Origin of the sequence: Comamonas sp. NyZ500 (assembly GCF_016772095.1) — a bacterium.
GTDB lineage: Bacteria > Pseudomonadota > Gammaproteobacteria > Burkholderiales > Burkholderiaceae_C > Comamonas > Comamonas thiooxydans.
In genome coordinates, this window is the sequence record NZ_JAEIJE010000007.1 from 219,816 (window position 1) to 245,475 (window position 25,660).

Here is a 25,660-nt window from a genome sequence, read left to right on the forward strand (position 1 = left end):
ACAGGCTTCAGCCGAGCAGGCCTTCAAAGTAGGGGGCCACGCGGGTGTTCGAGAGTGCGGCCAGCGTGCATTGCTCCTGGCGCACAAAGCCCTGCTGCGGCAGCTGGCCCGTGGCGAACAGCTCCACAGCGGCCAGCATGCCGGCCGAGGTCGTCAGCTCTATGGCCGTGCGCTGTCTGCCGCGCAGCGCCGCACCGAAGATGCGGGCGCAGCGCGTCAGCTGCTCCAACCGACCCGCGCACTTGCCGCTGGCCATGGCGGCAACCACCACCATGTCTTCGCGGCTGTGAGGCACCGCGCCTTCGAGCACCTGGCGCAGCAGATCGCGTCGCTCGATCAGGCGCAGTCCATGCAGCAGCAAATGCATGGCATCGCGGTGGCCGGGGTGGCGTATGGTCTTGTAGTTGAGGTTGCGCACCCGGCCCTGTAGCGTCTCGCACAGCGTGCCCAGACCGCCCGAGGTGTTGAAGGCCTCGAAATTCTCGCCGTCCAGGATCAGCGGCTCGACCCCCTCCAGCGGCGGCACCAGCATGGGCTGTCCGTTGACGATGGTGTTGCAGGGCTTGCAGTACTCGTTGATGACGCCGTCCACGCTCCAGGTGAAGTGGTAGCGCAGCGCATTCGTCGCATGGCGCGTGAGCGCGCCCACGCGCAGCTGCAGATCGAACAGCTCGTCGAACTGCTGGGCCAGATGGCCGCCCAGCATACCGATCAGGCCCGGTGCCAGTCCGCACTGCGGCATCAGCACCGAGCGCGCCTGCGCCGCCATGTCCTGTATGGCGCGCATGGCCGCCACATCCTCGGTCAGATCGAAGTAATGCACGCCCTGCCGCGCCGCTGCCCGGGCCACGCGCTCGGCACAGAAGAAGGGCAGTGCATTGATGACCAGCGAGTGCTGCTGCAGCGCGTGGGTCAGCGCCGCATCGTCGTCGATGTCCAGCTGCAGCGGGCGGATCTGCGGGTCGTTGCCGGGCGGGAGCTGCATATCGGCCAGCGTGACGGTGGCTTCATGCAGCTCGGCAGCCATGTCGGCGATCGTTGAGCCGATCTTGCCGGCGCCAAGGATGAGAATGTTCTGTCCAGTCAGCTTCATCATGGAGAACTCCTTGAGAGCAACGCAGCGATCACTTCCTCTGGGGCCATCTTAAACACAGGGCAGCGATTTGCACCACTGAGAAAAGCGTCAGCAGGAGTCGATTTGCGCGGGCAGACAAGGAGTCTTCAGCAGGAGCAGTCCGCTTCGGAAAGAATAGCTGTCAGCGTTTGCTGGATCGGCGCTGATAGCCTCACAGGCTTCAAGCCCGGAGGCCAGCTGTGACACCCGCTGCAGCAGAGCGGGGTCAGCTGGCCGGTGACCGGGTCTGGTGGTTAGTGCTTGTGCAGCGCGATGGTGATCAGGGCCGAGGAGTCGTGCTCGGCCTCGACCTCATGCATGGTTTGGGCGGGCAGAAACAGCAGCTGCCCCGCGCTCAATGTCTGGCGGCTTGCGCCCTGGATGACGGCGAGCTGCCCCTCCAGACATTGAATCGTCAGTTCGCCCGGCACCTGATGCGCAGGCAGGCGCTTGCCTGCCATCAACACCAGACGGATCACTTCCAGGGTGTCGGACTTGAAGAGAGCAGCGGTCTTCTGGTTTCCCAGCGAAGTGCCGTAGGGCTGCACTTCGACGGGAACCCCGGGTTGGGCGTGGGGCAGGGCCATGGTCTCAGGCCTTTTTCTGCAGCATCTTGATGATGCTGGAAAAGTCTTCGCCGCCATGGCCGGACAGGCTGTGCGCCGCATAGATGGAACGCGCCATGCCGCCCAGCGGCGTGCTGGCGCGGTTGGCCGTGGCGTTGTCCTGCGCCAGGCCCAGATCCTTGAGCATCAGGTCCGTGCCGAAGCCGCCTGCATAGCCCTTGCTGGCCGGCGCGTTCTCATGCACGCCGGGGAAGGGGTTGTATTTTTCAAGGGCCCAGTTGCCGCCCGAGCTGCGACGCATGATTTCGGACAGCACCTTGGGGTCCAGACCGTTGGCCACGCCCAGGGCGATTGCTTCGCTGGTGCCCACCATCAGAATGCCCAGCAGCATGTTGTTGCAGATCTTGGCCGTCTGGCCCGCGCCGACACCGCCCGCGTGGAAGATATTGGCGCCCATTTTTTCGAGCAATGGCTGGGCGCGTGCCAGCTGTGCGTCGCTGCCGCCCACCATGAAGGTCAGCGTGCCGGCAATGGCACCGCCGGTGCCGCCCGAGACCGGGGCGTCGATAAAGTCGATGCCCGCTGCCTGGGCCGCCTTGGCCACCTTCTGGCTGGTGGCCGCGGCGATGGTGGAGCTGTCGATGACCAGCGTGCCCTTGGCGATGTGCGCGAGCAGTCCGGCCGCGCCGTCGCGGCCCAGGAACAGGCTCTCTACATGCTGGCTGGCGGGCAGCATGGTGATGACGGCTTCGGCGCCTTGCACGGCTTCCTGGGCACTGGAGGCCGCCTGTGCCCCGGCGGCCACGACCTTGGCGATGGCCTCCTGGCTCAGGTCGAAGGCTTTGACACTGTGGCCGGCTTTGGCCAGATTGACGGCCATGGGCGCGCCCATATTGCCCAGACCGATAAAAGCGATTTGCATGTCTGTCTCCTTGCTGTTATTGAATTGATAGCGTCTAGCGCTTTATCCATAAGCGATTGATTGGTTTCTCGCTTAATTCTTGAGAATGGCGCCCTTGTCAGCGAGCAGGCTGCGCAAGATGCTGCGGTGGCAATGCGCCTCGTCGTCGCAGTAACAGCCCAGAGAAAAGGCGGAGCTGTGCGACAAGGCTGCGAGCAGGCCCAGGGTGCGATCGGCTGCGGGCTCGGCCAGTTGCTTGCGGAACTGCTTTTCAAACTGCTTCCACAGCTTGTCGGCCTGTGCCTCCTGGCCGGCCGTGCGCAGCTTGATGGCCTCCAGGGCCTGCTGCATCAGCTCCACCTCGGGCGAGAGCTCGGGATACCAGCAGTCGTAGTAGTTGCGGCTTGCGAACTCGGCCTTGGGCACGCCGCGCGGCGGTCTGCGCACCGTACCTATGCGCAGGCCCTCGTCGGGGGCGCGTTCGCTGCCTAGCTGGACTATGCGTATGGCCATGAGGTCAGTCCTTTGTGCTTATTCGCTGTCGAAAATAGGATGTTTTCTGGGGGCGTCGGCATCAGCCGGTTTCGGGGCAGCCCTGGTGCGCTTGCGCCCGCTGCTGGTGCCCTGACCGGCAGGGCTTTTTCCACCGCCCGGCTTCTTGCTATCGGTCTCGCTGCTGGCCTTGCTGCTGGTCTTGCGTTTTGGCGTGGCCTTTGCCAACGGGTTGAAGGCCAGGGCTTCGCCTATCCAGTACAGCCATTGATCCCGCCGGGCATAGGCCGTGGGGCCGACGAGAAAGTAGCCGTCCATCAGTCCGCGCGAGGACAGCGGGCGCACGCCCGGCATCTCCGCAATCTGCGCATGACTGGCGGGGGGCAAGCGCACCAGCAACTCGTCGTTTTCCACGCCCAGGCACATCTTGCCGTTGACCATGAACACATGGCAGCCGAACATGGTCTTCTCCTCCACGGCTGTGCAATCCTGCAGCGCATCGCGCACGGCATCTATGAGCTGCAGGGTTTCAGGGGCGATGGGCTTGGCGGGCATGACGATCCTTGCGTTGCGTGATGGCAGCAGCTTAGCGAATGACCTCCGGAGCATCGCCCTCCAGCATGCGCCTGGCAATGATGACGCGCATGATTTCGTTCGTGCCTTCCAGAATCTGGTGCACGCGGGCATCGCGCATCAGGCGCTCCAGCGGGTACTCGCGGATATAGCCATAGCCGCCATGCAGCTGCAGGGCCTCGTTGCAGACCATGAAGCCGGCATCGGTGGCAAAGCGCTTGGCCATGGCGCAGTAGGTCGATGCGTCGCGCGCACCGGCATCCAGCTTGGATGCAGCCAGACGCACCATCTGGCGTGCCGCGACCAGCTCGGTCGCCATATCGGCCAGCTTGAACTGCAGGGCCTGAAAGCTCGCAATGGCCTTGCCGAACTGCTTGCGCTCCTGCATATAGCTTTGTGCCTGGGTCAGTGCCCCCTGGGCTGCACCCACCGAGCAGGTGGCGATATTGATGCGGCCGCCGTCCAGGCCCTTCATGGCGATCTTGAAGCCTTCGCCCTCGCGGCCCAGCAGGTTGTGAGCGGGAATGCGCACATTGTCGAAGCTGATGACGCGCGTGGGCTGGCTGTTCCAGCCCATCTTTTCTTCCTTTTTGCCATAGCTCACGCCGGCCGCATCGGCAGGCACGGCAAAGGCCGAGATGCCCGAAGCCCCGGAGCCGGCATCGCCGGTTCTTGCCATCAGCACCAGCACATCGGTGCTGCCAGCGCCGCTGATGAAGGCCTTGCTGCCGTTGACGATGTACTCGTTGCCGACCAGTTCGGCCCGGGTCTTGAGCGAGGCCGCATCCGAGCCTGCGCCGGGTTCGGTCAGGCAGTAGCTGGCCAGCTTGCTGCCGCTGGTGAGCTGCTCGCCCCACTGGGCGCGCACGGCATCGGTGGCCCAGGTGCCCAGCATCCAGGTCGCCATATTGTGGATGGTGATGAAGGCCGTGGTCGATGGATCGACGGCCGCCATTTCTTCGAATACCAGCGTTGCATCAAGTCGTGGCAGGGCCAGGCCGCCAATGCTTTCCGGTGCATAGAGGCCGCAGAAGCCCAGCTCGCCGGCCTTGGCAATCGCCTCGCGCGGGAAGATGTGCTCGCGGTCCCACTCGGCCGCATGCGGTGCCAGCTCGGCCTGCGCAAAAGCACGGGCAGTATCGGCAAAAGCGCGTTGATCTTCGCTGAGTTCAAAGTCCATTTCATGTCTCCTTTTTTGTTCTACTCGTCTTCTGGCCCCTGACGGCTTTGCAGCTCAGTCCGGCGGCCCCTGGTGCAGCCAGCGTTTGAGCACCGCATCTCGGGCCGTGATCTGCTGCACCAGACAGCCGTGGTAACGGCTGGGCCAATCGGGCTGCGCTTCAAAGGCCTTTGTGGCCTGCTTGCAATGGGTGATGCGATGGCGGCTCCATTCGCCTTGCTCCTTGCGCAGGGCGGGGCGCTCATGGGCCGATAGCGCGCGCATCACATCGCCATAGAGAATCTGGTGGTCGGTGTCGGCTTGCTGGAAGTCCTTGATGGCACAGGCATTGGTCTGGGCCGTGGTGCCGCCGGGCACGCAGTCGGCTCCGGCCTGGGCCAGGGCGTGCTGGCTCAAGCTTGCTGCAATAAGAAGAGCGGCAAGCGATTTGGTGTCAATGGTTGCAGGCCGCGGTTGCCTGAATTTCTGAATGCGGATCGTCATGCCCGCATCATCGCAGCCCGGGCTGGCCTGCTGGCGCAAGTGATATGAGTTTGCCCGGTTCATGGCTGCTTTTCACCCTGTGCGTTCTTTGCCAGCGGATACCACTGGTTCTTGAAGGCCTTGACCCGGCTCAGGGCCATGCCGATGCGGCAAGCAGCCATGTCCTCAGCCTCATGGACATAGCCATTGGGCTGGCAGCGCCGGTCGCGCTCCTGCGTCCAGTCGTCCTGTTCGGTTTGCAGTGCCTGGGCGTTGGCCTGCGGCAGCTGGCGCTGCAGGTGCAGGTAGAGCACCTGCATGCCCCGTTCCAGGATCTGGGCCTGTTGTTCAAGGCAGGCAAGAGACAGTGGCTGATCTGAGGGGCAGTGCAACGGGGCCGGCTCGCTGTCCTGGGCAGATACCACAGGCAGATGGGCAATCAGCAGGCTGCCGGCTGCCAGGGCGCACAGACCGGCCAGCCGCCGTGCGGGGCTGTGAGATGTGCTTGCGGCTGGGCGCAGGGGAGAGGAGCGTGACAATTCTTGAGCGTACATGCCTGCCATCATCGGCAAAGCCGCACAGCGCAGCCCAGGCCTGGCAAGAGGCAGGGCTGCACTGTCGGGTTTCATGGCCGGCTTACTTCAGGCTGATGGTGGTGTTCACGCCGTGGCTGGTCGTGCTGTCGTCGAACCAGCGCGCCGTGATGGTCTTGGTCTGGGTGTAGAACATGACCACCTGCTTGCCGTAGGGGCCCAGGTCGCCCAGCTTGGAGGCACGGCTGCCCGTGAACGAGAACAGCGGCACGGGCACGGGGATGGGCACATTGATGCCGACCTGGCCCACATCGATCTCTTCCTGGAACTTGCGCGCGGCCGCACCCGATTGGGTGAAGATGGCCGTGCCGTTGCCATTGGGGTTGGCGTTGATGAACTCGATGGCCTGATCGATGTCCTCGGCAGCGACCAGACACAGCACGGGGCCGAAGATTTCCTGCTCGTAGATGCTCATGCCGGGCTTGACGCCGCTGAAGATGGTGGGGCCGACAAAATTGCCCTTGGCATAGGCTGCCACCTCGGGTTTGCGACCGTCCAGCTCCAGCGTGGCGCCGTCGGCCAGACCGCGCTCGATCAGGCCTTCGACACGCGACAGGGCCGCGCAGCTCACCAGAGGGCCGACATCGGTGCCGGGCTCGGTACCGCCATTGACCTTGAGGGTCTTGGACTTGGCCACCAGATCGGGAATCCAGTTGCGGGCCTCTCCCACCAGAACGGCCACGGAGACCGCCATGCAACGCTGGCCGGCCGCACCGAAGGCAGCGCCCAGCAGGGCATTGAGCGACTGCTCCTTGTTGGCGTCGGGCATGACGATGGCGTGATTCTTGGCGCCCATCATGCATTGCACGCGCTTGCCGTTGAGGCTGGCGCGGTTGTAGACATGGGTGCCGACCTTGGTCGAGCCCACAAAGCTGATGGCCTTGATATCGGGGTGGTCGCAGATGGCGTTGACCACGTCCTCGCCGCCGTGGATGACGTTGAGCACGCCAGGAGGCACGCCGGCTTCCAGTGCCAGCTCGGCCAGACGCATGGTGACGATGGGGTCCTGCTCGGAAGGCTTGAGAATGAAGGTATTGCCCGTAGCGATCGCCATGGGGAACATCCACAGCGGAATCATGGCCGGGAAGTTGAAGGGCGTGATGCCTGCACACACGCCCAGCGGCTGGTTCAGCGTATAGGTATCGACACCGTTGGCCACATTGTTGGCCAGCTCGCCCAGCTGCAGATTGCCGATGCTGGCCGCGTGCTCCACGACTTCCAGGCCGCGGAAGACATCGCCTTCGGCGTCGGGCAGGGTCTTGCCCTGTTCGGCCGTCAGCAGGGCGGCCAGCTCCTTCATGTTTTCGCGGATCAGCTGCTGCAGCTTCAGAAAGATGCGGGCGCGTGCGCCGATGGGCGTCTTTTTCCAGGTCTTGAACGCTTGCTTGGCATTGGCCACGGCGGCGTTGACCTCGTCGGGCGTGGCGAACGGTACGCGCGCCAGCACTTCCTGCGTCGCGGGGTTGACCACATCGCGCCACTGGGTGGTTTTGGATTCGACCATCTGCCCGTTGATGAGCAGCTTGACCGTGGGCGCCAGAACCTTGGCGGAAGTCGGTGCGTTCATGAGGTGTCTCCGTTGGTGAATTCGTTCCTCATGGTATGTGTGCGGATTTGCTGTAGCAATAGCAAACACTGCACATAGGGTGTGCAAATGTGCACAAGTGGATGCTATGTCTGCCAGCGCTTTGGAGCTTGTCGTGCAGGCATGGTTGCAGTACCTGCGGCGGCAAAATGCAAAAGGGCCCACCCGGGCCCTTTTGCCGTTCTCAGGTGCTCTTAGAGCTCGCTGAACATCTCGTCAAAGGCTTCGCTCGCGAAGTCGTTGCGCCAGGCCTTGTCCTTGTCCTTGGGCACCATGCCCAGGGAAAGTACGCCCTCGTAGGTGTAGCTGGCGGGGGCTGAGTATGCAGCTTGCAGCGTCTTGAGTTCGCCCTGCACCTGATCCAGGCTGAGCTTGTTGCGCACCATGCGTTGAATGCCCTCGGCCCAGGTCTCGGGGGTCTTGACCAGCTGGCAGCTGAACTTCACATCGGTATTGAGCACGCCATGCTTGTCGAGCTTGGGCTTGGTGGCCGAGACGGTCTTGCACTGCGATTGCTGGCGCGCCTTTTGCACCGTGCTCATCAGGCTTTCCACGGGCGCACGCAGGGCGCTGCGCTGCGCCTCGGGGAACAGGGGCAGGGCCACGTCGGTGACTTCGCGCGGGAAGTCCTTGTCGGCTTGCTTGAGTTCGGCGGCGTTGGCGTAGTCCGCGCTGCGGCCCGAGCGCAGGCGGTCCGGACGCAGATAGTCATTGAGCTGGCTGATGGCCTGCTCGTCGTGATTGACCAGAGTGCGGATGTACAGCTCGGCGGCAGCAATGGGCGAAGGCGGCTCGGCCGCCTGCGAAGCTGCGGCCAGGGGCAGCAGCAAAGAAGCGACGGCAGTCTTGATGGAATTGTTCATCTTTTTATAACGATTTAAAGGGGCTGAATCGCGTGGAGTCACGTGAAAACAGCATGGGGGCCCTGGCAGACAGGCGGCGCTGCGGCTTGGGCGGGAAGCTGCCGAACAGCCCTGACGCTTATCAGCGGGGGCTCATGGCATGCGGGCGTTCTAGAGGTGGGATGGGAATCCGGAGAAACGCCTCGCAACAAGTGTAACCCCGGGTCGAGGTCGTTTTCTGCACGCCTTTGGAGCTCTGCTGTCTATGTGCGGCCTTCTTGATCCGGAGCGAGTCGGGTCGTCGCGTCAATGAAAAAAAGCCCCGTGCACTCTGTGCTGACGGGGCTTTGCCGGCTGCAGGCGTATGCCTGCGCCGTGATCTTTTTGATGGCCGCAAGCGGCTCTCAATCCAGGCTGATCTGGGCTTTTTCAATCAGCAGCTTGTATTGCTCGGATTTCTTCTTGGCAAATTGCTGCATCTCGGGCACGGTGAAGCTCATGGGCTGGAAGGCGAAGGTGGAGAACTTCTCCTTGACCTGCGGGTCCTGCAGCACGGCCACCACATCGCTGCGGATCTTGTCGCGCACGGCGGCGTCCACGCCCTTGGGGCTGAGCAGGGAGACAAAGGAGTTCACATCCAGCTCGGCTGGGCCGCCGGCTTCGGCGACCGTCGGCACGTCGGGCATTTGCGCGATGCGCTTGGGCGCGGCCACGGCCAGATAGCGGATCTTGCCGCTTTTGTAGATGCCCTGGCTGGAGGGCAGGCTGGCAAAGCTCCAGGTCGGGTCGCCGTTGGCGACCGAGGTGAACAGCTGGCTGACCTCGCGGTAAGGCACATGGGTCATCTTGCTGCCCGTCAGATAGTCCAGCCATTCGCCGCCCAGATGGCCGGGGCTGCCCACGCCCCAGGAGCCGTAGCTGATCTTGCCGGGCTCGGCCTTGGCGGACTTGATCAGATCGCCCATGTTCTTCCACGGCGAATTCGTGGGTACGGCCACAAAGAAAGGGGTCAGGAACAGCGGGGCCACGGGGTCGAAGTGGCTCAGCGTGTTGAAGTTCTTGTTCTTGTAGAGATAGGGCAGGGCCGAGATATGTTCGCTGTCCAGTTGCAGCAGGGTATAGCCATCGGGCTTGGCGCGGCGCGCGTACTCGATGGCGACAAAGCCGCCGCCACCGGGGCGGTTGTCCACGGTCACGCCCTGCTTCCAGCGCTGGGCCAGCTTTTCGCCAACGATGCGCAGCACGGCATCGGGGCCGCTGCCCACGGCAAAAGCCGTGACCACGGTCACCGGGCGGTTGGGATAGCTGGAGGCATCACCCTGGGCCAGCGCCTGGCCGGCTGCGACCAGCAGCGCCGCTGCGGAAACTATTGTTTTGATAGCTGTTTGCGTAGTTATGGATTGGCTTTGGTGCTGATTTTGCTTGTATTTCACAGTTTGTCTCCGGTGGGTGTTTTTTAGGGACTGCAAAGCGTTGCTGGGCAGCCGCGTCCGGGCGCGGCCGCAGGGGACGGGTCTATTGCGGAGCGTCGGGCTGGGCCAGAGGCGCTGCCTGGGCAAAGGCGGGCAGGGCGCTGCAGGCAACATCCACGGCGCTGATCAGCGGCCAGCGGGCCAGATCCACGCCAAAGCGGCGTGCGCTTTCGACCTGCGGAATCAGATAGACATCGGCCAGACCAGGGGCCTTGCCGAAGCAGAAGCTGCCGCGTGTGTCGTCCTGTGCCAGCAAGGCTTCGATGGCGTCAAAGCCGGTCGTGATCCAGGTGGCGCACCAGGCGTTGATGGAGGCCTCGTCGGCACCGAACTGCTGGCGCAAGGTCTGCAGGATGCGGCGGTTGTTGATGGGGTGCACATCACAGCCCACGATGGCCGCCAGGGCGCGCACATGGGCGCGGGCCTCGGGGTCGGCAGGCAGCAGCGCAGGCTCGGGGTAGCGCTCTTCCAGCCATTCGATGATGGCGGGCGACTGGATCAGCGTCTCGCCGCTGTCCAGCGTCAGCGCGGGCACCAGGCCTTGAGGGTTGATGCGCTTGAAAGGCGCTTCGGCCTGCTCGTCCACGCGCAGATCGACAGGGAGGTAGTCGGGCGCGAGGCCCTTGAGATTGAGGGCGATGCGCAGACGGTGCGAGGTGCCGCTGCGAAAAAAGCTGTAGAGCTTCATGGTCTGCGCGCCTTACTCGGGCTGGCCCACGTTCAGGGTAATTTCGCCCACGCCTTCCACACGGCCTGTGATCCGGTCGCCGGGCAGCACGGCGCCCACGCCTTCGGGCGTGCCCGTGTAGATCAGATCACCGGCTTGCAGGTGATAGAACAGCGACAGGTCGGCAATGATTTCGCGGAGATTCCAGATCAGCTTGTTCACATCGGACTGCTGCTTGAGCTGACCGTTGACGCTCAGCTCGATGAGGCCGGACTCGATCACCTTGCCGGCCATGGGCACGATTTCGCTGGCGATGGAGGACTGCTCCACATCCTTGCCCAGATCCCAGGGACGGCCCTTGTCGCGTGCCACCAGCTGCAGGTCGCGGCGCGTCATATCGAGGCCGCAGGCATAGCCGTAGATGTGCTCATGGGCCTGGTCGGCAGGAATGCGAAAGCCCGCCTTGCCGATGGCCACGACCAGCTCCATCTCGAAGTGGTAGTTGCTGGTCTCGGGTGGATAGGCCACGGTGGCACCCGATTCGGTCAGAGTCTGCGGGGCCTTGGTGAAATAAAAGGGACGCTCTGTGCTTTTGTCCACGGGGCGGCCCATCTCCACCGCATGGGCGTGGTAGTTGCGGCCCACAAAGAACAGGCGGTTGACGGGCAGGCGCTGCTCGCTGCCGCGCACGGGCAGGGATTGGACGGGGGATGGTGCCCAGAGATAGTTGGCTTGGGTCATGTGTGATTCCTGATGGGTATCGGTGACTAGGTACTTGAAAAAGACGCGTTCCATGTGTGAGACAGCCAGCAAGGGCCTGGGCGGCGCCGCCGCCCCGCAGCAAAGGCTGTCTCCCCCTTGAGGGGGAAGACGCGAAGCGGCTCAGGGCGTATCCGCCCTGTACGCGTGGACGGCCTCGAAAATCGGCGTATCGGCAAAACGGAACAGATCCAGCTGCGCCTGGTCGGCATCGCATTGCGCGCTGAACAGCTGCCAGGAGGGCACGACAAACATGTCGCCGCGCCGCACCTGCCATTGGCGCTCGCCCACGGTCACCGTTCCCTGGCCGTCGAAGACCTGGAAGACGGCAGAGCCCACTTCGCGCTTTGGCCGGGTGCTGGCGCCGCAAGCCACGCGGTGCATTTCGCAGCGAATGGTGGGCAGCACGTCGCGGCCATTGCTGGGGTTGGTGTAGCGCACGGCGGCATGGCCTGGGCTGACGGTGGCGGCGCAGCCTTCGGCTTCAAGCGCAAGTTGCTCGGTCAGCGCGCGGTCGGTGTCCACCCAGCGGTAGGCCAGCAAAGGCGTGCTCGGGCTGTTCTGCAGATGCGCCACAGGGCTCAGCCCAGGGTGGCCCCAGAGGCGCTCGGAGCGCGAGAACTCGGGCGTGGCACGCTCCTGCGGGTCCAGATGCAGGCGGCCATGCTCGAAGAACTGGGACTCGGTGTAGTAGGCAAACGGAATATCCAGCCCATCTATCCAGGCCATGGGCTGGCTGGCCGCATTGTGGTGGGCGTGCCAGTTCCAGCCGCCCTGGGGTAGAAAGTCGCCGCGCGACATGCGGATCGAGTCGCCGTTGACCACGGTCCACACGCCTTCTCCTTCGACCACAAAGCGGAAGGCATGCTGGGTGTGGCGGTGCTCGGGCGCATCTTCGCCGGGCATCAGGTACTGGATGGCAGCCCACAGCGTGGGCGTGGCAAACGGGCGGCCGCCCAGCGCCGGATTGGCCAGGGCAATCGCCCGGCGCTCGCCGCCCCGGCCAACGGGGACGATGCGACCGGCTTCATCAGCCAGCTTGAGCAGATTCTCCCAACGCCACAGATGGGCGGCGGCCTGGCTTCTGGGGTGGGCGGGCATCAGGCCGCCGATCTCGGTCCACAGCGGCACCAGCATTTCCTGCTCGAAACCTCGGTACAGCTGCGCAAGCGCAGCTGTGGGCTCGGGTTGGCCGGGGGCGTCGCGGGCCGTGAGCTTGACCGGTGAGGGCTGGGCTTGCGCAAGGCTCATGGTTTGTCTCTTTCTTTGGTATCTGCTTGGCAGTGCGTTGCTGCCTGGTCTGGTGGCTTGTGGCCTGAAATGGGGTCAAAGAGAGGCTGTGAATCAAATAAACAGCACACTGATGATTAGCATAATGTTGATCTGCGTCAGCGATGATTGGGTTAAACCCGGTAGCAGGCCTGGCTCGAATCGGGGCGGCAGTCGTGCGAATATCGGGGTCTTTCAGTCATGGCCCTTCAACTGCCGCATGGCAGGGCGGGCTCGGCTTCGGCCACCCAAGACATGCAATACCAACCCGCAGAACTAGAAAACTATCCCGGCTACCACATCCGCAGGCTGCAGCAGATCGCCGTAGCCGTGTTCATGGAAGAAACCGAGGAATTTGGCGTGACGCCCGTGCAGTACGCGGCCCTGTCGGCCGTGCTGCGTCAGCCGGGCATCGACCAGCGCACGCTGGCACGCAATATCGGTTTTGACACTTCCACCATCGGCAGCGTGATCGACCGCCTGGAAGCACGCGGCCTGATGGCTCGCAACGCCAGCCCTGCGGACCGACGCGTGCGTTTGCTGAGCCTGACCGAAGAGGGGCGCGATCTGCTGGTCGCTGCCGAGCCTTCGGTGCTGCGCGCCCAGCGCCGCATGCTGGAGCCTCTTGCCGACGACAAACGGGCACAGTTCATGGAAATGCTGTCGCTGCTGATCCATGAGAACGACGAGTTCGCACGCGCCCCGAGTGCGGTGGCCCAGCGCAGTGCCGAGCGCAAGCGCAGTGCTGCCGTCAAGGCGGTCAAGGGCCTCACGGGCAAGGTGCAGGGCAGCGTGAACGACTGAACCACGAACCGCGACCGCAAGGAAAGACATTGGACTGGGACCATCTGCGTTTTTTTGGTGAGCTGGCGCGCAGCGGCAGCATGGCGGCGGCTGCGCGACGCATGGGAGTCGAGCACACCACGGTGTCGCGGCGCATTCAGGCGCTGGAAAAGCAGCTCGGTGCCGTACTGTTTGCGCGCGAAGGCGGCCAGTGGCGGCTGACCGAGGCTGGGCGGCAGTTGCAGGAAGTGACCAACACCATGCAAAGCGCGGTGGACGGGCTGGAGCGGGGGCCCCTGGCGCATGCAGCGACTGCCGAAGGGCTGGCGGGGCTGGTGCGGGTGGGGGCCACCGAAGGCTTTGGCACGCAGATGCTGGCCTCCGAGCTCGCCAGGCTCACGCTGCGCTATCCGCTGCTCAGCGTGGACCTGCTGGCGCTGCCGCGCATGCTGCATTTGTCCAGCCGCGAGGCCGATATCGTCATCTCGCTGGAGCGGCCCAAACGTGGCTCGGTCGTGGTCACCAAGCTGACCGACTACCGGCTCTATCTGTACGGCCAGCGTGAATATCTGGCGCGCAAGCCATTGGTGGCCAGAACCGAGGACCTGCGCCATCACAGCTTTGTGCACTATGTGGACGATCTGCTGTTCACGCGCGAGCTGCAACTGCTGGATACCTTGCACCGGCCCGAGCGTTTTGCGCTGCGCAGCACCAGCATCACCGCTCAATACGAGGCCGTGCGTGCCGGTGCCGGTCTGGCCGTGCTGCCGGCATTTGTGGCCGACAAGGACCCGATACTGAGCCGCGTGCTACCCGAGCAGGCGTGTTTCACACGCACCTTCTGGATGAGCATGCCCGTGGAGTCGCGCCAGATTCCGCGCATAGCCACGACCTGGAGCTTTCTGCGCGATGCCGTGCAAGGCATGCAGAAGCTGCTATTGCCGGATGCATGATTTTTGATGGCGTCTTGCCCTTGATGGGGCGGCCTGACTTCTGATTTGACCCTGCATCCTGCGCTGCATGGAGGCTGGTCTGCGCTGCCAGAGCAGTTGGGAGTAAGTCGTTGGGAGTCAGTCATGAGAAGCCCTGAGCGTCGATGGACGCAGCTGCCATCGCCTTGATAACAGCGCGGATTGCACGCATATACTGATCCGACCGGATGACTTGGCGCCTGCGGCAAGGCCAGGCCCGGCCTGTATCGGCCTTTGCCTCTGCCACGCGCAGCGCTATGACCAGAGCGTATGGCTGCCTGTCTCCTTGCGCTGATTTTTAAGAAAGCAAAGCATGATCGTCACAACCACTCCCTCCATCGAAGGCAAACGCATCACCCGTTATTGCGGCGTGGTGGCGGGCGAGGCCATTCTGGGCGCCAATGTGTTCAAGGACTTCTTTGCCGGAATTCGCGACATCGTGGGCGGGCGTTCTGGAACCTACGAACGCGAGCTGCAAAGAGCGCGTGAAATTGCCCTCAAGGAACTGGAGCAACGCGCCGCCGAGGCGGGAGCCAATGCGGTGGTTGGCGTGGACCTTGATTTCGAGGTGTTGGGTCAGGGCAATGGCATGCTCATGGTCTCGGCCAGCGGCACGGCTGTCGTCGTGGAATAGGCAGCCAGCGACTGAGCTGGCTTGACGCCAGGAAGGCTGCAAACCTATTCCATGTGCAATTGCACATTTTTGGACTACTTCGAAATTTATAGCGAAAAGTCGTTGTAGAATTCGTTCCATTGTAGGGGAGTCGCCAAGCTGGTTAAGGCACTGGATTTTGATTCCAGCATGCGAAGGTTCGAATCCTTCCTCCCCTGCCAAAATCCAAAACCCTGCTCATTGCAATGAGCAGGGTTTTTTGTTTGTGAGCTTGGAAAGCATGCAAGCGAGCCCAAAGCTTTCAGTCATGCGCAATTGGGGCACTCAGGTTGCGCTGTCGCGCATCCAGCCTTGCTGGGCAACACAAGGCGCAGTTGTCGGTGATTGGAGGCTGCTTGCAGTCTGGTGGGCTCAGGCATTGCCGAAAGCGACGCACCAGGCCAAGGGATAGCCTGGGGTAAGCACTTACCTTTTGCAGATATTTGCGGCAAACCAGCCAAACTTACCGAGTGTTTTCGCCGTATCGTCGGTGGCATCGATGAGCGCGGGAAAACAACCATTAGACTCTTCGCTCTTTTGTGTCGCTGTTACTCGGTGAGCGCACTTGGGTCCTTGTGAGCGAGCTTGACCGCTCGCCCACGACAGAGGCCTGGTCTCGGCCGGAGTCACTCTGACGTACCGCAGTGCGCCCTTGCCATGGTCACAAGCGCAGGCAAGTGCAGATATGTTGATGTATTTTGCCTGATTGAAACAAATGTATACATATTTGCCATCTGAAAAGACAAGCTCACTACCAGGCTGGGTTAGCTGACACAATGATTGGCTGTCGGGTGTCGCTGAGGTTCGCTCCACGCGTTTGGCTGAGGGCGAGCAGCAACAGAAGTCGCTCGGTGCAAGGCATGGCTGCAGGTGGTGGCAGAGAGTTCTTGGGGTTTGTGTTTAACGCAGCGTTTGCGTAAGTGCACGGCAAGATTTGGATAGACAAGGTATGGAATATCGACTGGATGAAACGGACCGCCAGCTGCTGCGCCTGCTGCAGACCAATGCGCGTGCCTCGACCGCGCATTTGGCTCGGCAGATGAATCTGGCTCGGACCACGGTGGTCGCTCGCATCGCCAAGCTGGAGCAGGAGGGCGTGATCGCCGGCTATGGCGTTCGCCTTGGCTCGCGCATGGAGCAGTCTGCCGTGCGTGCCTATTGCGGTATCCGTGTTCAGCCCAAGACAGCAACTTCGGTGATGCAGGCGCTCAACCGCTTCACTGAGGTGGAAGAGGTGTCGGCCGTCAGCGGACAGTACGACTACATGGTGTTTGTGCGCTGCGAGAGCAATGAGAAACTGGATGCGCTGCTCGATCGTATCGGCCTGATCGACGGCATCCAGCAGACCTATACCTCGGTGGTGCTGAGCCGCAAGATCGACCGCCGCACCACGGCCGAGGTTGTGGGAGAGGCTTAGAAGCCCAGAGTCATAATCTGACGCTTATATGCAAAACGCCCGGTTTGAGCCGGGCGTTTTGCATTCTGTGGTGGAAGGAGAGCAGGGGCGTGCCCCTTCTCGACTGCCTGGTGCGCTCAGTCCACAAAGACCTTGGGCGCGCCTGCCTCCATGCGGCCAATCACTGCAGCGTCGCCAAAGCCGCTGTCGGCAAAGACCTTGAGCACCTGCTGGACAGCATCTGCCGCACAGGAAACAAGCAGGCCGCCAGAGGTCTGAGGGTCGGTCAGCAGCGCTTTCTGGGCATCTGTCACGGTCGATGCCAACTGCATGTGCTCACCATAGGATGCCCAGTTGCGCCCCGATGCGCCCGTGAAAATGCCTTGCTCTGCAAGCGCCTGGACACCGGGCAGCACGGGCAGCTTGGCGCTGTCAATGCGTGCGCTGAGCTGGGCGCCACGGGCCAGTTCCAGGCCGTGGCCCAGCAGGCCAAAACCGGTCACGTCGGTCAGCGCGTGCACGCCGTCAAGCTTGGCAAGCTCGGCGCCGGGGCGGTTGAGCTTGGTGGTTGCATCCACCATGGCGCGGTAGCCTGCATCGTCCAGCAGATTTTTCTTGAGCGCCGCCGAGAGAATACCCACGCCCAGGGGCTTGCCCAGAATCAGCACATCGCCGTCCTTGGCATCGGCATTGCGCTTCATCTGCTTGGGGTTGACGATGCCGATGCCGACCAGGCCGTAGATGGGCTCCACCGAATCAATCGAGTGCCCACCCGCCAGAGGAATGCCTGCATCGCGGCAGACCGATTCGCCGCCTTCAAGAATCTTGGCAATCACATCGTGCGGTAGCACATTGATGGGCATGCCCACAATGGCCAGCGCCATCAGCGGCGTGCCGCCCATGGCGTAGATATCGGACAGCGCATTGGTGGCGGCAATACGGCCAAAGTCATAGGGATCGTCGACGATGGGCATGAAAAAGTCCGTCGTCGCCACGATGGCTTGCTCGTCATTGATCTTGTAGACGGCCGCGTCGTCCGCGGTCTCTGTGCCTACCAGCAGGTCGGGAAAAAACTGCTTGGGCAGATTGCTTTTGGCCAGCAACTCCGACAGCACGCCGGGCGCAATCTTGCAGCCGCAGCCGCCACCGTGGGAGAGAGAAGTCAGGCGCGGGGTCGCGGGGGAGGCGGTTTCTTGAGTGGTGTTCATGTCAATCCAGGCGGCAAGCAGCACTTATGTTGCTGCGGTAGTGATAGAGATGCTTGTGCTGTGCCGGAAGTTCATCCCGAATGCACAGTAGGCTCTCATTATTGACTGTCTGGGGTCTTGGTCTGCAGTCTATTGTCGATTCTCTGGGAGATGTGCTTGGAGAGGCATCAAGATGGCTCTGCGGTGTACCTGGCGCTGTGGAATATTACTTTTGAATACTTAATAACTAAAGTTTTTAATGGTCAGATGTCAATGATCTAGGCTTTGTTATTTTTGACTGATATTTTCCGAAAATCGGTGTGAGAGATGAATATCATATTCATGAGCTAACGTACTCTGCAGATTGAAAAAATTTCAGTTAACCACCTTTAACATTGAAATAATGAAATAGCCAAAATAAATCAAGTCTGTCAAATCGATAGATTATTTATAATGTAATTGAATGTGAAACGGGTGTGATGGCTGGTTGTAATAAGGTTTTGCTTATGTTTTCATTTACAATCAGCCGATTGGATTTCAGTGCGTCTTGAGTCCAAAAGAACGAGGATTTATTTTGGACTCAGCCCCGTCTTCTGGTGAGATCACCGCACCACGTAGTTCACTTTCCGTTACTTTTGCGGTATGGAATGCACTTTTCCTGCGCGAAGCCGTTGCGCGCTTGAGCGCTACGCGCGGTGCCTGGGTGCTTATCGTGCTGGAGCCGGTGTTGCATGCAGGCCTCATGCTGCTTCTGTACACGGTTGTGCGTGCACGCTCCGTGGCCGGAGCAGATGTGGCTGTCTGGCTGGTACTGGGGCTCACTGGCTACTTCACGGTGCAGAACGTTTTTCAGCGTGCCATGGGGGCAGTCGATGCCAACAAGGCCTTGTTTGCCTATCGTCAGGTACGCCCCATTGATACCGTGATTGTCAGAGCGGGTCTTGAAGCCGTTTTGGGTCTTCTGATATTGATTGTGCTTTTGGGTATTTTGGCTTTTCTGGGTCATTCCGTTATTCCGGATTCGCCCATGGAGGCCATGCTTGCCTATATTGGGTTGATGCTCGGTGCTCTGGGTGTCGGACTCATTCTCTCCGTTCTCAGCGATCTTATTCCTGAAGCCGGGAATTTGATGATGTTCCTTTTTCGGCCCTTGTACTTCCTGTCGGGTGCGATATTCCCATTGTCGGCAATACCGGTTCAGTATAGAGAGTGGGCTTTCTATAATCCATTCGCGCATGGACTCGAATTGCTGAGATCCAGTTTTTTTCCCGTTTATCACGCTGCCCCGGAAGCCAATTTTAAATATCTTTTCTGGTTTGGGGTGGTTTCCATTTTCTTCGGCCTGGCCTTGCAGGTTCGGTTTGCTCGGAACTTGAGAGCACAATGATTATTGTCAATAATGTGCATAAACGCTACCAGACCCCTCATGGGGCAGGGCGCTGGATTCTCAAAGGGGTCAATATCAGCATCCCGTCCAAAGTCAGCGTGGGCCTGGTCGGTCGTAATGGTGCCGGAAAATCTACCCTGCTCAACCTGATTGGTGGGATTGATGCGCCTACGCGAGGAACAGTGGAGCGGCGTTGTCGAGTGTCATGGCCCATGGGGTATGGCGGTGGTCTGCAAGGCTCTTTGACAGGACGCCAGAACGCCAAGTTTGTTTCTCGCTTGCATGGATTTGATTCGCCACATGCCATGGCTGAGAAAATTTCCTATATACAAGATTTTGCTGAATTGGGCTCATCCTTCGATGAGCCCGTTCGCACTTATTCCTCTGGGATGAAATCACGCCTGCAATTCGGGTTGTCTCTGGCATTTGATTTTGATGTCTATATATCGGATGAGGCAACATCTGCCGGCGATGCCTCGTTCAAGAAAAAAGCCTCCGATGCATTTCAGCGAATTGCTGACCGTTCTGGCTTGATTATGGTGTCGCACAGTGATGGAACATTACGCCAATTTTGTCAGGCTGGAATATGGTTGCACGAAGGTCAGGCCCATTGGTTTGATGATATTGAAGACGCTCTGAAAAATTATAAAGATAGTATTTCAAAATGACTGAGTTATTGAAAAAAGAACGTTTTACGGGAATGCTTCGAGTCATCTGGCGTATGAAGGCCTTGGCTGTTGCGCTATGTGCATCTTTATTGGCGGCATTTTACTGGGGGGTAATTGCTTCCGATCGCTATGTTTCAGAGGCCCATGTGCTGATCCAGCGTACCGATATGGCCGCATCACAGGCGTTGGATTTCGGGTCGCTGCTGGCTGGTGGCGATGGAATCTCGCGTGCAGATCAGATGCTGCTGCGCGACAGATTGCTGTCCGTCGATATGTTGCTGCAACTGGATAAAGACCTGAATCTACGCGAGCATTACAGCAGCCACGATCACGACATTCTTTCTCGCATGTTCTTCCATGATGCATCGCTGGAGTTCTTTCACAAGCATTTTTTGTCGCGTGTAAGCGTGGAGTACGACGAGTATGCGGGGGTGCTGGTCATCCAGGCTCAGGCCTACGATGCAGAAATGGCCCAGAAGATCACCAATGCACTGGTGCATGAGGGCGAGCGCTATATGAATGCGCTGGGCCACCAATTGGCTCAGGAGCAGGTGAACTTTCTCGAAAAGCAGGTCAAGGAGCGCGGTGAGCATGCACTGAACGCGCGTCAGCGCGTGCTGTCCTTCCAGAATGCCAAGGGTCTGATTTCGCCCCAGTCCGCTGCCGAGAACCTGGCTGGTGTGGTCAACAAGCTCGAAGAGCAGTTGACTGAACTCAGTGCCCGCAAGACGGCGCTGCTGGGCTACCTGGCACCTACAGCGCCCGCCGTTGTGGAAGTCGATCTTCAGATCCAGGCCGTGGAAAAGCAGATCAAAACGGAAAAAGCCCGTTTGACCAGTGCCAAGGGGCAGTCGCTGAACAAGACCGTAGAAGAGTATCAGCGCCTGGAACTGGAGGCCCAGTTTCAGCAGGATGCCTATAAGAGCGCATTGGTGGCACTGGAAAAAGGCAGGGTAGAGGCAACACGAACCTTGAAGAAAGTACTGGTGCTGCAAAGCCCGTCTATGCCTGAGTACCCGATGCGGCCCCGCCGCATCTACAACATCGCCACCTTTATCCTGGGCGCCCTGTTGTTGGCCGGATTGGTGCAACTGTTGGCCTCTATCGTGCGCGACCACCGCGACTGATTGTTTTGAATTTTTCGAGTTTCATCATGCAACGTTTTATCGCGCATACCTGTATCAGTTCGGCAGTCGCGGTGCTGCTGACTGGTTTGGTACCGGCTCAGGCACAGATCTCTCAAGCTGGTTCACGTCAGGACACATCGGCGTCCAGTGTTGATCCTTTTCAGATCAATCAGGCGCTGGGCTTGTTGCCTTCTGGCGGGACTTCCAGTGATGCTTCAGCAAGCCGTTCTGGCGCTGCTGTCCCCATGCAGGCTCCCGTATTGCCGCAAGCCCCCCAGACGGCTGATTACACGGCCAATCTCAATAGCGATGTATTTGGCGCCAACCTGTTTACGGGCAACTTTGCACGTGCCGGGGCAACCCAGTTCAACCCTGATTATCTGGTGACGGTGGGTGACCGTATCCATTTGCGGTTGTGGGGTGGTTTTACCTTTGATAGCGTGGCCGCTGTCGACCCACAGGGCAATATCTTCCTGCCTCAGGTCGGGCCAATCAAGGTGCTGGGCATTGCCAACAAGAATCTTCAGCAGCAGGTAGAGGCCGCAGTACGCCGTGTATTCCGCGCCAATGTTTACAGCTATGCCAGCCTGGCTGCAGCCCAGCCGGTGCGGATCTTTGTGGGCGGTAATGTCATGCGTCCTGGCCTGTACAACGGCACCAGCATGGACAGCCTGCTTAACTATCTGGACCAGGCGGGTGGCATTGACCCGGAGCGCGGCAGCTTTCTGACCGTTCAGGTCAAGCGCGGCAGCTCCGTGCGTGCAACTTTCAATCTCTATGACTTTCTGCTCAAAGGCCAGTTGCCGCTGCTGCAGCTTAATGATGGAGATGTGATTTTTGTCCCCCCCATTGCCAACCGAGTGCGCGTATCGGGTCTTGTGAACAACGCCAAGCGCTTCGAGTTTGCCCAAGGCTCGGAAACCGTGGCTCAGTTGATGCAACTGGCCAAGCCGCAGGCCCAGGCCACCCATGTGCGGATTGCGCGCAATACCGGCACAGTTAAAAACACGGAGTACTACCCGCTGCAGGAGGCCAATGCATTGGTGCTGCAAAACGGTGATGAACTGGAATTTACCGCTGACAAGAAGCCCGGCACCATTAGCGTGCGCGTCGAAGGCGAGCATATGAATTCGCAGGAGTATGTGCTGCCCTATGGCACCCGTCTGGGCGCGCTGATGCAGAACATTCAGACCTCGACAGACGCCGAGCCTGAAAGCATCCAACTCTTCCGCCAGAGCGTGAAGCAGCGCCAGAAGGAAATGCTTGCCACCAGCTTGCGCAGCCTGGAAACGGCATTGCTCACAGCCCGCAGTGGCAGTAGCGAAGAGGCCCGACTGCGCAAGGAAGAAGCCGATCTGACCCTGCAATGGGTGGAGCGCGCCAAGAAGGTGGAACCCACTGGTCAGGTTCAGATTGCACAGGCAGCACAGCGTGACAACATGCTGCTGGAAAACGGTGATGTCATTCGCATACCGCGCAAGGATGGTCTGGTGCTGGTCAGCGGGGAGGTACTCTTTCCCAATGCCGTGGCATTCGACGGCTCTCTGAGCCTCAAGGACTATATCGATCGCGCTGGCGGCTTCACCCAGACAGCGGATGCTGCCCGTGTGGTTGTCGCGCACAGGGATGGCGCGTTCGAGCAGGTCGATACCGGCAAGCTTTTTGAAAACACCCGACTCAAGGCTGGCGATCAGGTCTTGGTGTTGCCGAAGGTAGACGAGAAAAAGCGCCAGTTCTGGAAGGACATCACTCAAATCATGTACCAGATCGCTATTGGTGCAAAGGTTGTGTTCGGTCTTTGATTTTTCAGATTTGTTGAATAGCTATGAACAAAATTATTGTGGTGGGGCACCCTCAGTCGGGCTTTGAGAGTGTGGAGGAGTTGCTGCTGGACTGTGGCATGGCCGAGGCCAAGCCATCCAGGCGCGAAGGCTTTGTGCCGGCACAGATCAGTGAAACCCTGGTCAAGGTGCATGGCGCTGTTCCAGTTCAACATGTGAGCGATGCAGATCAACTGAATCAAATCGAAGTGGCTCCGGTCTGGCAGGGTCTGGCACTGGACTTGATGCTGGCCAATGTGGAGCAGCCTCTGTGGGGCTGGGCTGATGCACAAGCGGTCTATCTGCTGGATTACTGGAAGTCACAAGATCCTCAGACGGTATTCGTTCTGGTGTTTGATGAGCCGCAAAGCGTGTTTACACGCCAGGCTATGGAGCATGCCGACGCTAATCCGCAAGAGCAGGAGGCCAGAGTCAATGGTTGGCTTGCCTATAACTCCGCGCTGCTGCATTTTCATTTGCGCAATCCTGAACGCAGCCTGCTTGTTCACGCAGCGCAGGTAAAGGCATCTGCGCAAAGCTATTTGCAGCAACTCAGCTTGCATGTAGATGCCCAACTTCGATTGCCCATCGAAGAGGCACAATCGTTAGCTGATCACGATAGCCAGGACCTGGGCAATGGCCTCGTACAGGTCAGCGCTGGCCCGGTGGGCAAGCAAAAGCAAGCTCTTGATTGCAATCCTCTGGCTCAATGGCTTGCACAGCAACTGTTGGAAGAATATCCGCAAGCGACTGAGCTTTATGAGCAGTTGCAGGCTGCTGCGTCGCTGCCGCAGCGCAGCCAGACGCAGACAGGAAGACAGTTGGTTGAATCAAGTTCGCAGGCCAATCGTAGATATCAAGCCTGGTCGAGCTTTGTTGCGCAACAGGCTGCAATGCAGGCACATGCCCAGCGCCTGCTGCAATTGGGTAAAGAGCTGGACGAACAAGCCCAGCAATTGCAGCAGCGTGAGTGGCAGATTGAGCAGTTGAATCAGGCGGGTGTCAAAGCGCAGCAGAGTGCACAGGAGCAGGAGCGCCTGCTGGCCGCCAAAGTCACTGAATTGCAGTCCAGTGGACAGGAGAATCAACTGCTGCTGAAGCAATTGCACAAAGTGCAGGAAGAGCTTGAAAGCCGCTACCTGCAAGCCACTAAGCAGGAAAAGGCCCTGGCAGAGCTGCCCAAAGTCAAGGCTGATCTGAAAGCTGCGCAGGAAAAGAACACGGCCTTGCAAGCCGTTGGGCGGGAAAAGCAGATGCTGCAGGAGCAACTGCAGAAAGTGCAACAGGAACTGGTAAACCGCAGGGCTCAGGTTGAACAGCATGAAAAGACCCAGGCCGAGTTGCCCAGAGTCAAGGCTGATCTGAAAGCTGCGCAGGAAAAGAACACTGCCTTGCAAGCTGTTGGGCGGGAAAAGCAGACGCTGCAAGAGCAGCTGCAGAAAGTTCAGCAGGAGCTGGCAAACCGCAAGGCCCAGGCTCAGCAAGAGGAAAAGACTCAGGCCGAGCTGCCCAGAGTCAAGGCAGAGCTGAAAGCCGCGCAGGACAAAACCGTGCAATTGCAGCGAAGCGAAGAACAGCTGAAACGACAATTGCAGGCCCAAGGCGCGAAGGCTTCTGCCGCTATTGACCTGGAAAAAGAAAACGAACTGCTGCTGACCCAATTGCACAAAGTGCAGGAAGAGCTGGAGCGCCATTACCTGGAAAACAGCAAGCTCAAATCCGAGCTAAAACCGCAGCCCTCGGCTCTTTTCGGAGCCGCTGATCGCGTGAAGCAGCAGCTTTCTTATCGCCTGGGTGCCACCATGATCAGGCATTCGCGCAGTATTGGCGGTTGGCTGAATATGCCTTTTGCATTGCGCGCAGAGACAAAGCGTTACACGCAGGACGAGGCAGCAAACAAAAGCCTCCAACTACCGCCCATTACGCAATATCGTGATGCGCACGAGGCAGAGCTGATCAAACAACACCTCTCATATCGTTTAGGCGCTTGCTTGGTGGCAAATACCAAAACACTGGGCGGCCGTATTTCCCTGCCTTGGAGCCTGTACGCGGAAGTGAAGGCATTCAGAAAAGAGCGCCAGTAGTACTAAAGCTTTGCGTGCACTAATTGCAGTCACTGATCGTGGCTGAAATGGCAGAATTTTTATGAGTAGCTCAATGAATACCATCATCCTCTGGCTGGAGCATTTGAACGTACTGATGCCCCCCAGAAATATCGCCCTGGTGGGGGCTGGTAACGGCAAGGGCATTTGGGCGCAATGGCTGGCGCATCAAGCCAGCAAGTCCCGAGTGACGTTTATAGAGGCGGAGCCTCTGCAATATTCGACCTTGCAGCGCACATTGGACTTGTTGGGTGAACGTGCTCAACATTGCGAAATACGCAATACCGTGGTTGCGGCTCAACAGGGCACGGCTTCCTTTTTCGTGGCCAACAGTCAGCAGGAAAGTGGCCTGCTGGAGCCTCGATCGCTTTTGAGTCTTTGGCCCAATCTGCAAACGGAAGAGGTCAAAGAGCTGAGTGCCATTACCTTGGACGCCTTGTTTAGTGACCTGAGCGAAGACGCCGAGCAGCCAATGGGTGAAGGACATTGGCTGGTCATTGACTGCCTGCCTGCAGGGGCTTTGTTGCGAGCCTCCAGCAAGCTGGATCTGGTGGATGTAGTCATTGCAAGAGTCTTGCTGGGCGAAATGCACGCAATGCCAGACGGCACAAGTCTTGAAGAGGTGGCAGAGTTTCTTCAACAAAAAGGCATGGTGCAGACTGCAGTCGAAGCCACTCGCCATCCGGGCATTGGGTATGCCTTGTTTGTGCGAGATGCACGGGCGGCCTTGCATGTACATCACAGCGAGCGCCAAAAACTGCGTCTCAATGGCGAAGAACAGGCGAAGTTGTTGCAGGAGTTTCAGGCTCAGGTCGGGCAACTGACCCAGACTAAAGCTGCTGCCGAAAAGCGCTCGCAGGAGCTAGCCCTGCAACTGGAGCAACTGGGCCAAGCGCTTGAGAAGCAGAGCAGGCTGGCACAGGAACGTCTGAGCCAGACGGAGCAACTGACCCAGGCCAAGCTGATTGTGGAGACGCAATCGCAGGAGCGAGTTCAGCAGTTGGAGCAGCTCGGCAAGGCGCGCGACGAGCAAGCCAAGCTGGCGCAGGAGCGTCTGGCGCAGACCGAGCAACTGACCCAGGCCAAGGCTGC

The 25,660-nt window shown here is 60.0% G+C and carries 25 protein-coding genes and 1 tRNA gene; 11 read left to right on the forward strand and 15 right to left on the reverse strand.

All coding sequences use genetic code 11. From position 1 onward, the window contains the following. Positions 1-7 precede the first annotated feature (7 nt). The 14 genes from JAO85_RS13400 to JAO85_RS13465 all read right to left on the reverse strand — a co-directional run bounded on the left by JAO85_RS13400 (position 8) and on the right by JAO85_RS13465 (position 12,457). Entirely contained in the window at positions 8-1,096 is a 1,089-nt protein-coding gene (locus JAO85_RS13400; protein WP_202788244.1) for a saccharopine dehydrogenase family protein, read from the reverse strand. Positions 1,097-1,368: 272 nt separating this feature from the next. Then, positions 1,369-1,701, reverse strand: coding sequence for a cupin domain-containing protein (locus JAO85_RS13405; protein ID WP_012838778.1), 333 nt, complete (start codon positions 1,699-1,701; stop codon positions 1,369-1,371). A gap of 4 nt (positions 1,702-1,705) precedes the next feature. Then, a complete protein-coding gene (mmsB, locus tag JAO85_RS13410) occupies positions 1,706-2,602 on the reverse strand; it encodes a 3-hydroxyisobutyrate dehydrogenase (protein WP_003067480.1) in 897 nt (298 codons plus the stop codon). A gap of 72 nt (positions 2,603-2,674) precedes the next feature. Then, entirely contained in the window at positions 2,675-3,094 is a 420-nt protein-coding gene (locus tag JAO85_RS13415; RefSeq protein ID WP_012838776.1) for a DUF488 domain-containing protein, read from the reverse strand. Between the two features lie 18 nt (positions 3,095-3,112). Beyond that, complete coding sequence (locus tag JAO85_RS13420) at positions 3,113-3,628, reverse strand: TfoX/Sxy family protein (RefSeq protein WP_202788245.1); 516 nt, start codon at positions 3,626-3,628, stop codon at positions 3,113-3,115. A gap of 31 nt (positions 3,629-3,659) precedes the next feature. Then, positions 3,660-4,826 (reverse strand): acyl-CoA dehydrogenase family protein, encoded by a 1,167-nt coding sequence (locus JAO85_RS13425; protein WP_034358203.1) that lies wholly within the window; start codon positions 4,824-4,826, stop codon positions 3,660-3,662. Between the two features lie 54 nt (positions 4,827-4,880). Next, entirely contained in the window at positions 4,881-5,348 is a 468-nt protein-coding gene (locus JAO85_RS13430; protein ID WP_370552204.1) for a lysozyme inhibitor LprI family protein, read from the reverse strand. 20 nt (positions 5,349-5,368) lie between these two features. Further along, entirely contained in the window at positions 5,369-5,842 is a 474-nt protein-coding gene (locus JAO85_RS13435; protein WP_237734831.1) for a lysozyme inhibitor LprI family protein, read from the reverse strand. Between the two features lie 82 nt (positions 5,843-5,924). Then, positions 5,925-7,448, reverse strand: a complete 1,524-nt coding sequence (locus JAO85_RS13440; RefSeq protein ID WP_012838771.1) for a CoA-acylating methylmalonate-semialdehyde dehydrogenase — start codon at positions 7,446-7,448, stop codon at positions 5,925-5,927. Positions 7,449-7,660: 212 nt separating this feature from the next. After that, positions 7,661-8,329, reverse strand: coding sequence for a hypothetical protein (locus JAO85_RS13445; protein ID WP_202788247.1), 669 nt, complete (start codon positions 8,327-8,329; stop codon positions 7,661-7,663). A gap of 383 nt (positions 8,330-8,712) precedes the next feature. Further along, entirely contained in the window at positions 8,713-9,705 is a 993-nt protein-coding gene (locus JAO85_RS13450; protein ID WP_370552205.1) for a Bug family tripartite tricarboxylate transporter substrate binding protein, read from the reverse strand. A gap of 118 nt (positions 9,706-9,823) precedes the next feature. Beyond that, a complete protein-coding gene (maiA, locus tag JAO85_RS13455; RefSeq protein ID WP_202788248.1) occupies positions 9,824-10,468 on the reverse strand; it encodes a maleylacetoacetate isomerase in 645 nt (214 codons plus the stop codon). A 12-nt stretch (positions 10,469-10,480) separates the two neighbouring features. Further along, positions 10,481-11,188 carry a fumarylacetoacetate hydrolase family protein gene (locus JAO85_RS13460; RefSeq protein ID WP_202788249.1) on the reverse strand — a complete coding sequence of 236 codons (708 nt, stop codon included), beginning with the start codon at positions 11,186-11,188 and terminating at the stop codon, positions 10,481-10,483. Positions 11,189-11,329: 141 nt separating this feature from the next. Next, positions 11,330-12,457 (reverse strand): cupin domain-containing protein, encoded by a 1,128-nt coding sequence (locus JAO85_RS13465; RefSeq protein ID WP_202788250.1) that lies wholly within the window; start codon positions 12,455-12,457, stop codon positions 11,330-11,332. Between the two features lie 273 nt (positions 12,458-12,730). On the opposite strand from JAO85_RS13465, the gene JAO85_RS13470 reads away from it, so the two are divergent. From JAO85_RS13470 to JAO85_RS13490, 5 genes are all read left to right on the forward strand, one after another. Next, complete coding sequence (locus JAO85_RS13470) at positions 12,731-13,279, forward strand: MarR family winged helix-turn-helix transcriptional regulator (protein WP_003075854.1); 549 nt, start codon at positions 12,731-12,733, stop codon at positions 13,277-13,279. A 29-nt stretch (positions 13,280-13,308) separates the two neighbouring features. Next, positions 13,309-14,211, forward strand: a complete 903-nt coding sequence (locus tag JAO85_RS13475) for a LysR family transcriptional regulator (RefSeq protein WP_003067507.1) — start codon at positions 13,309-13,311, stop codon at positions 14,209-14,211. Between the two features lie 331 nt (positions 14,212-14,542). Then, positions 14,543-14,863 (forward strand): heavy metal-binding domain-containing protein, encoded by a 321-nt coding sequence (locus JAO85_RS13480; protein WP_003054127.1) that lies wholly within the window; start codon positions 14,543-14,545, stop codon positions 14,861-14,863. Positions 14,864-14,986: 123 nt separating this feature from the next. Further along, positions 14,987-15,063: transfer RNA gene (locus JAO85_RS13485), tRNA-Gln, on the forward strand. Between the two features lie 767 nt (positions 15,064-15,830). Beyond that, positions 15,831-16,298 carry an Lrp/AsnC family transcriptional regulator gene (locus JAO85_RS13490; protein WP_003067511.1) on the forward strand — a complete coding sequence of 156 codons (468 nt, stop codon included), beginning with the start codon at positions 15,831-15,833 and terminating at the stop codon, positions 16,296-16,298. A gap of 116 nt (positions 16,299-16,414) precedes the next feature. Here the strand turns inward: JAO85_RS13490 and selD are convergent, their stop codons facing one another. Beyond that, complete coding sequence (gene selD / locus JAO85_RS13495) at positions 16,415-17,485, reverse strand: selenide, water dikinase SelD (protein ID WP_202788251.1); 1,071 nt, start codon at positions 17,483-17,485, stop codon at positions 16,415-16,417. A 526-nt stretch (positions 17,486-18,011) separates the two neighbouring features. Here selD and JAO85_RS13500 point away from each other — a divergent pair. The 6 genes from JAO85_RS13500 to JAO85_RS13525 all read left to right on the forward strand — a co-directional run. Continuing rightward, a complete protein-coding gene (locus JAO85_RS13500; RefSeq protein ID WP_237734832.1) occupies positions 18,012-18,851 on the forward strand; it encodes an ABC transporter permease in 840 nt (279 codons plus the stop codon). Continuing rightward, positions 18,848-19,519, forward strand: coding sequence for an ABC transporter ATP-binding protein (locus tag JAO85_RS13505; protein WP_003054139.1), 672 nt, complete (start codon positions 18,848-18,850; stop codon positions 19,517-19,519). The genes JAO85_RS13500 and JAO85_RS13505 overlap by 4 nt, the downstream gene beginning before the upstream one ends. A gap of 146 nt (positions 19,520-19,665) precedes the next feature. Then, positions 19,666-20,646, forward strand: coding sequence for a chain-length determining protein (locus JAO85_RS13510; protein ID WP_240487553.1), 981 nt, complete (start codon positions 19,666-19,668; stop codon positions 20,644-20,646). Between the two features lie 26 nt (positions 20,647-20,672). Continuing rightward, a complete protein-coding gene (locus JAO85_RS13515; RefSeq protein ID WP_202788252.1) occupies positions 20,673-22,448 on the forward strand; it encodes an SLBB domain-containing protein in 1,776 nt (591 codons plus the stop codon). A 23-nt stretch (positions 22,449-22,471) separates the two neighbouring features. Continuing rightward, the gene (locus JAO85_RS13520) at positions 22,472-24,550 is read left to right on the forward strand and encodes a chromosome partitioning protein ParA (RefSeq protein WP_202788253.1); all 2,079 of its coding nucleotides are present in this window, start codon (positions 22,472-22,474) and stop codon (positions 24,548-24,550) included. A gap of 73 nt (positions 24,551-24,623) precedes the next feature. Further along, positions 24,624-25,660: hypothetical protein (locus JAO85_RS13525; protein WP_370552203.1), on the forward strand; the 1,037-nt coding region annotated here is incomplete at its 3' end.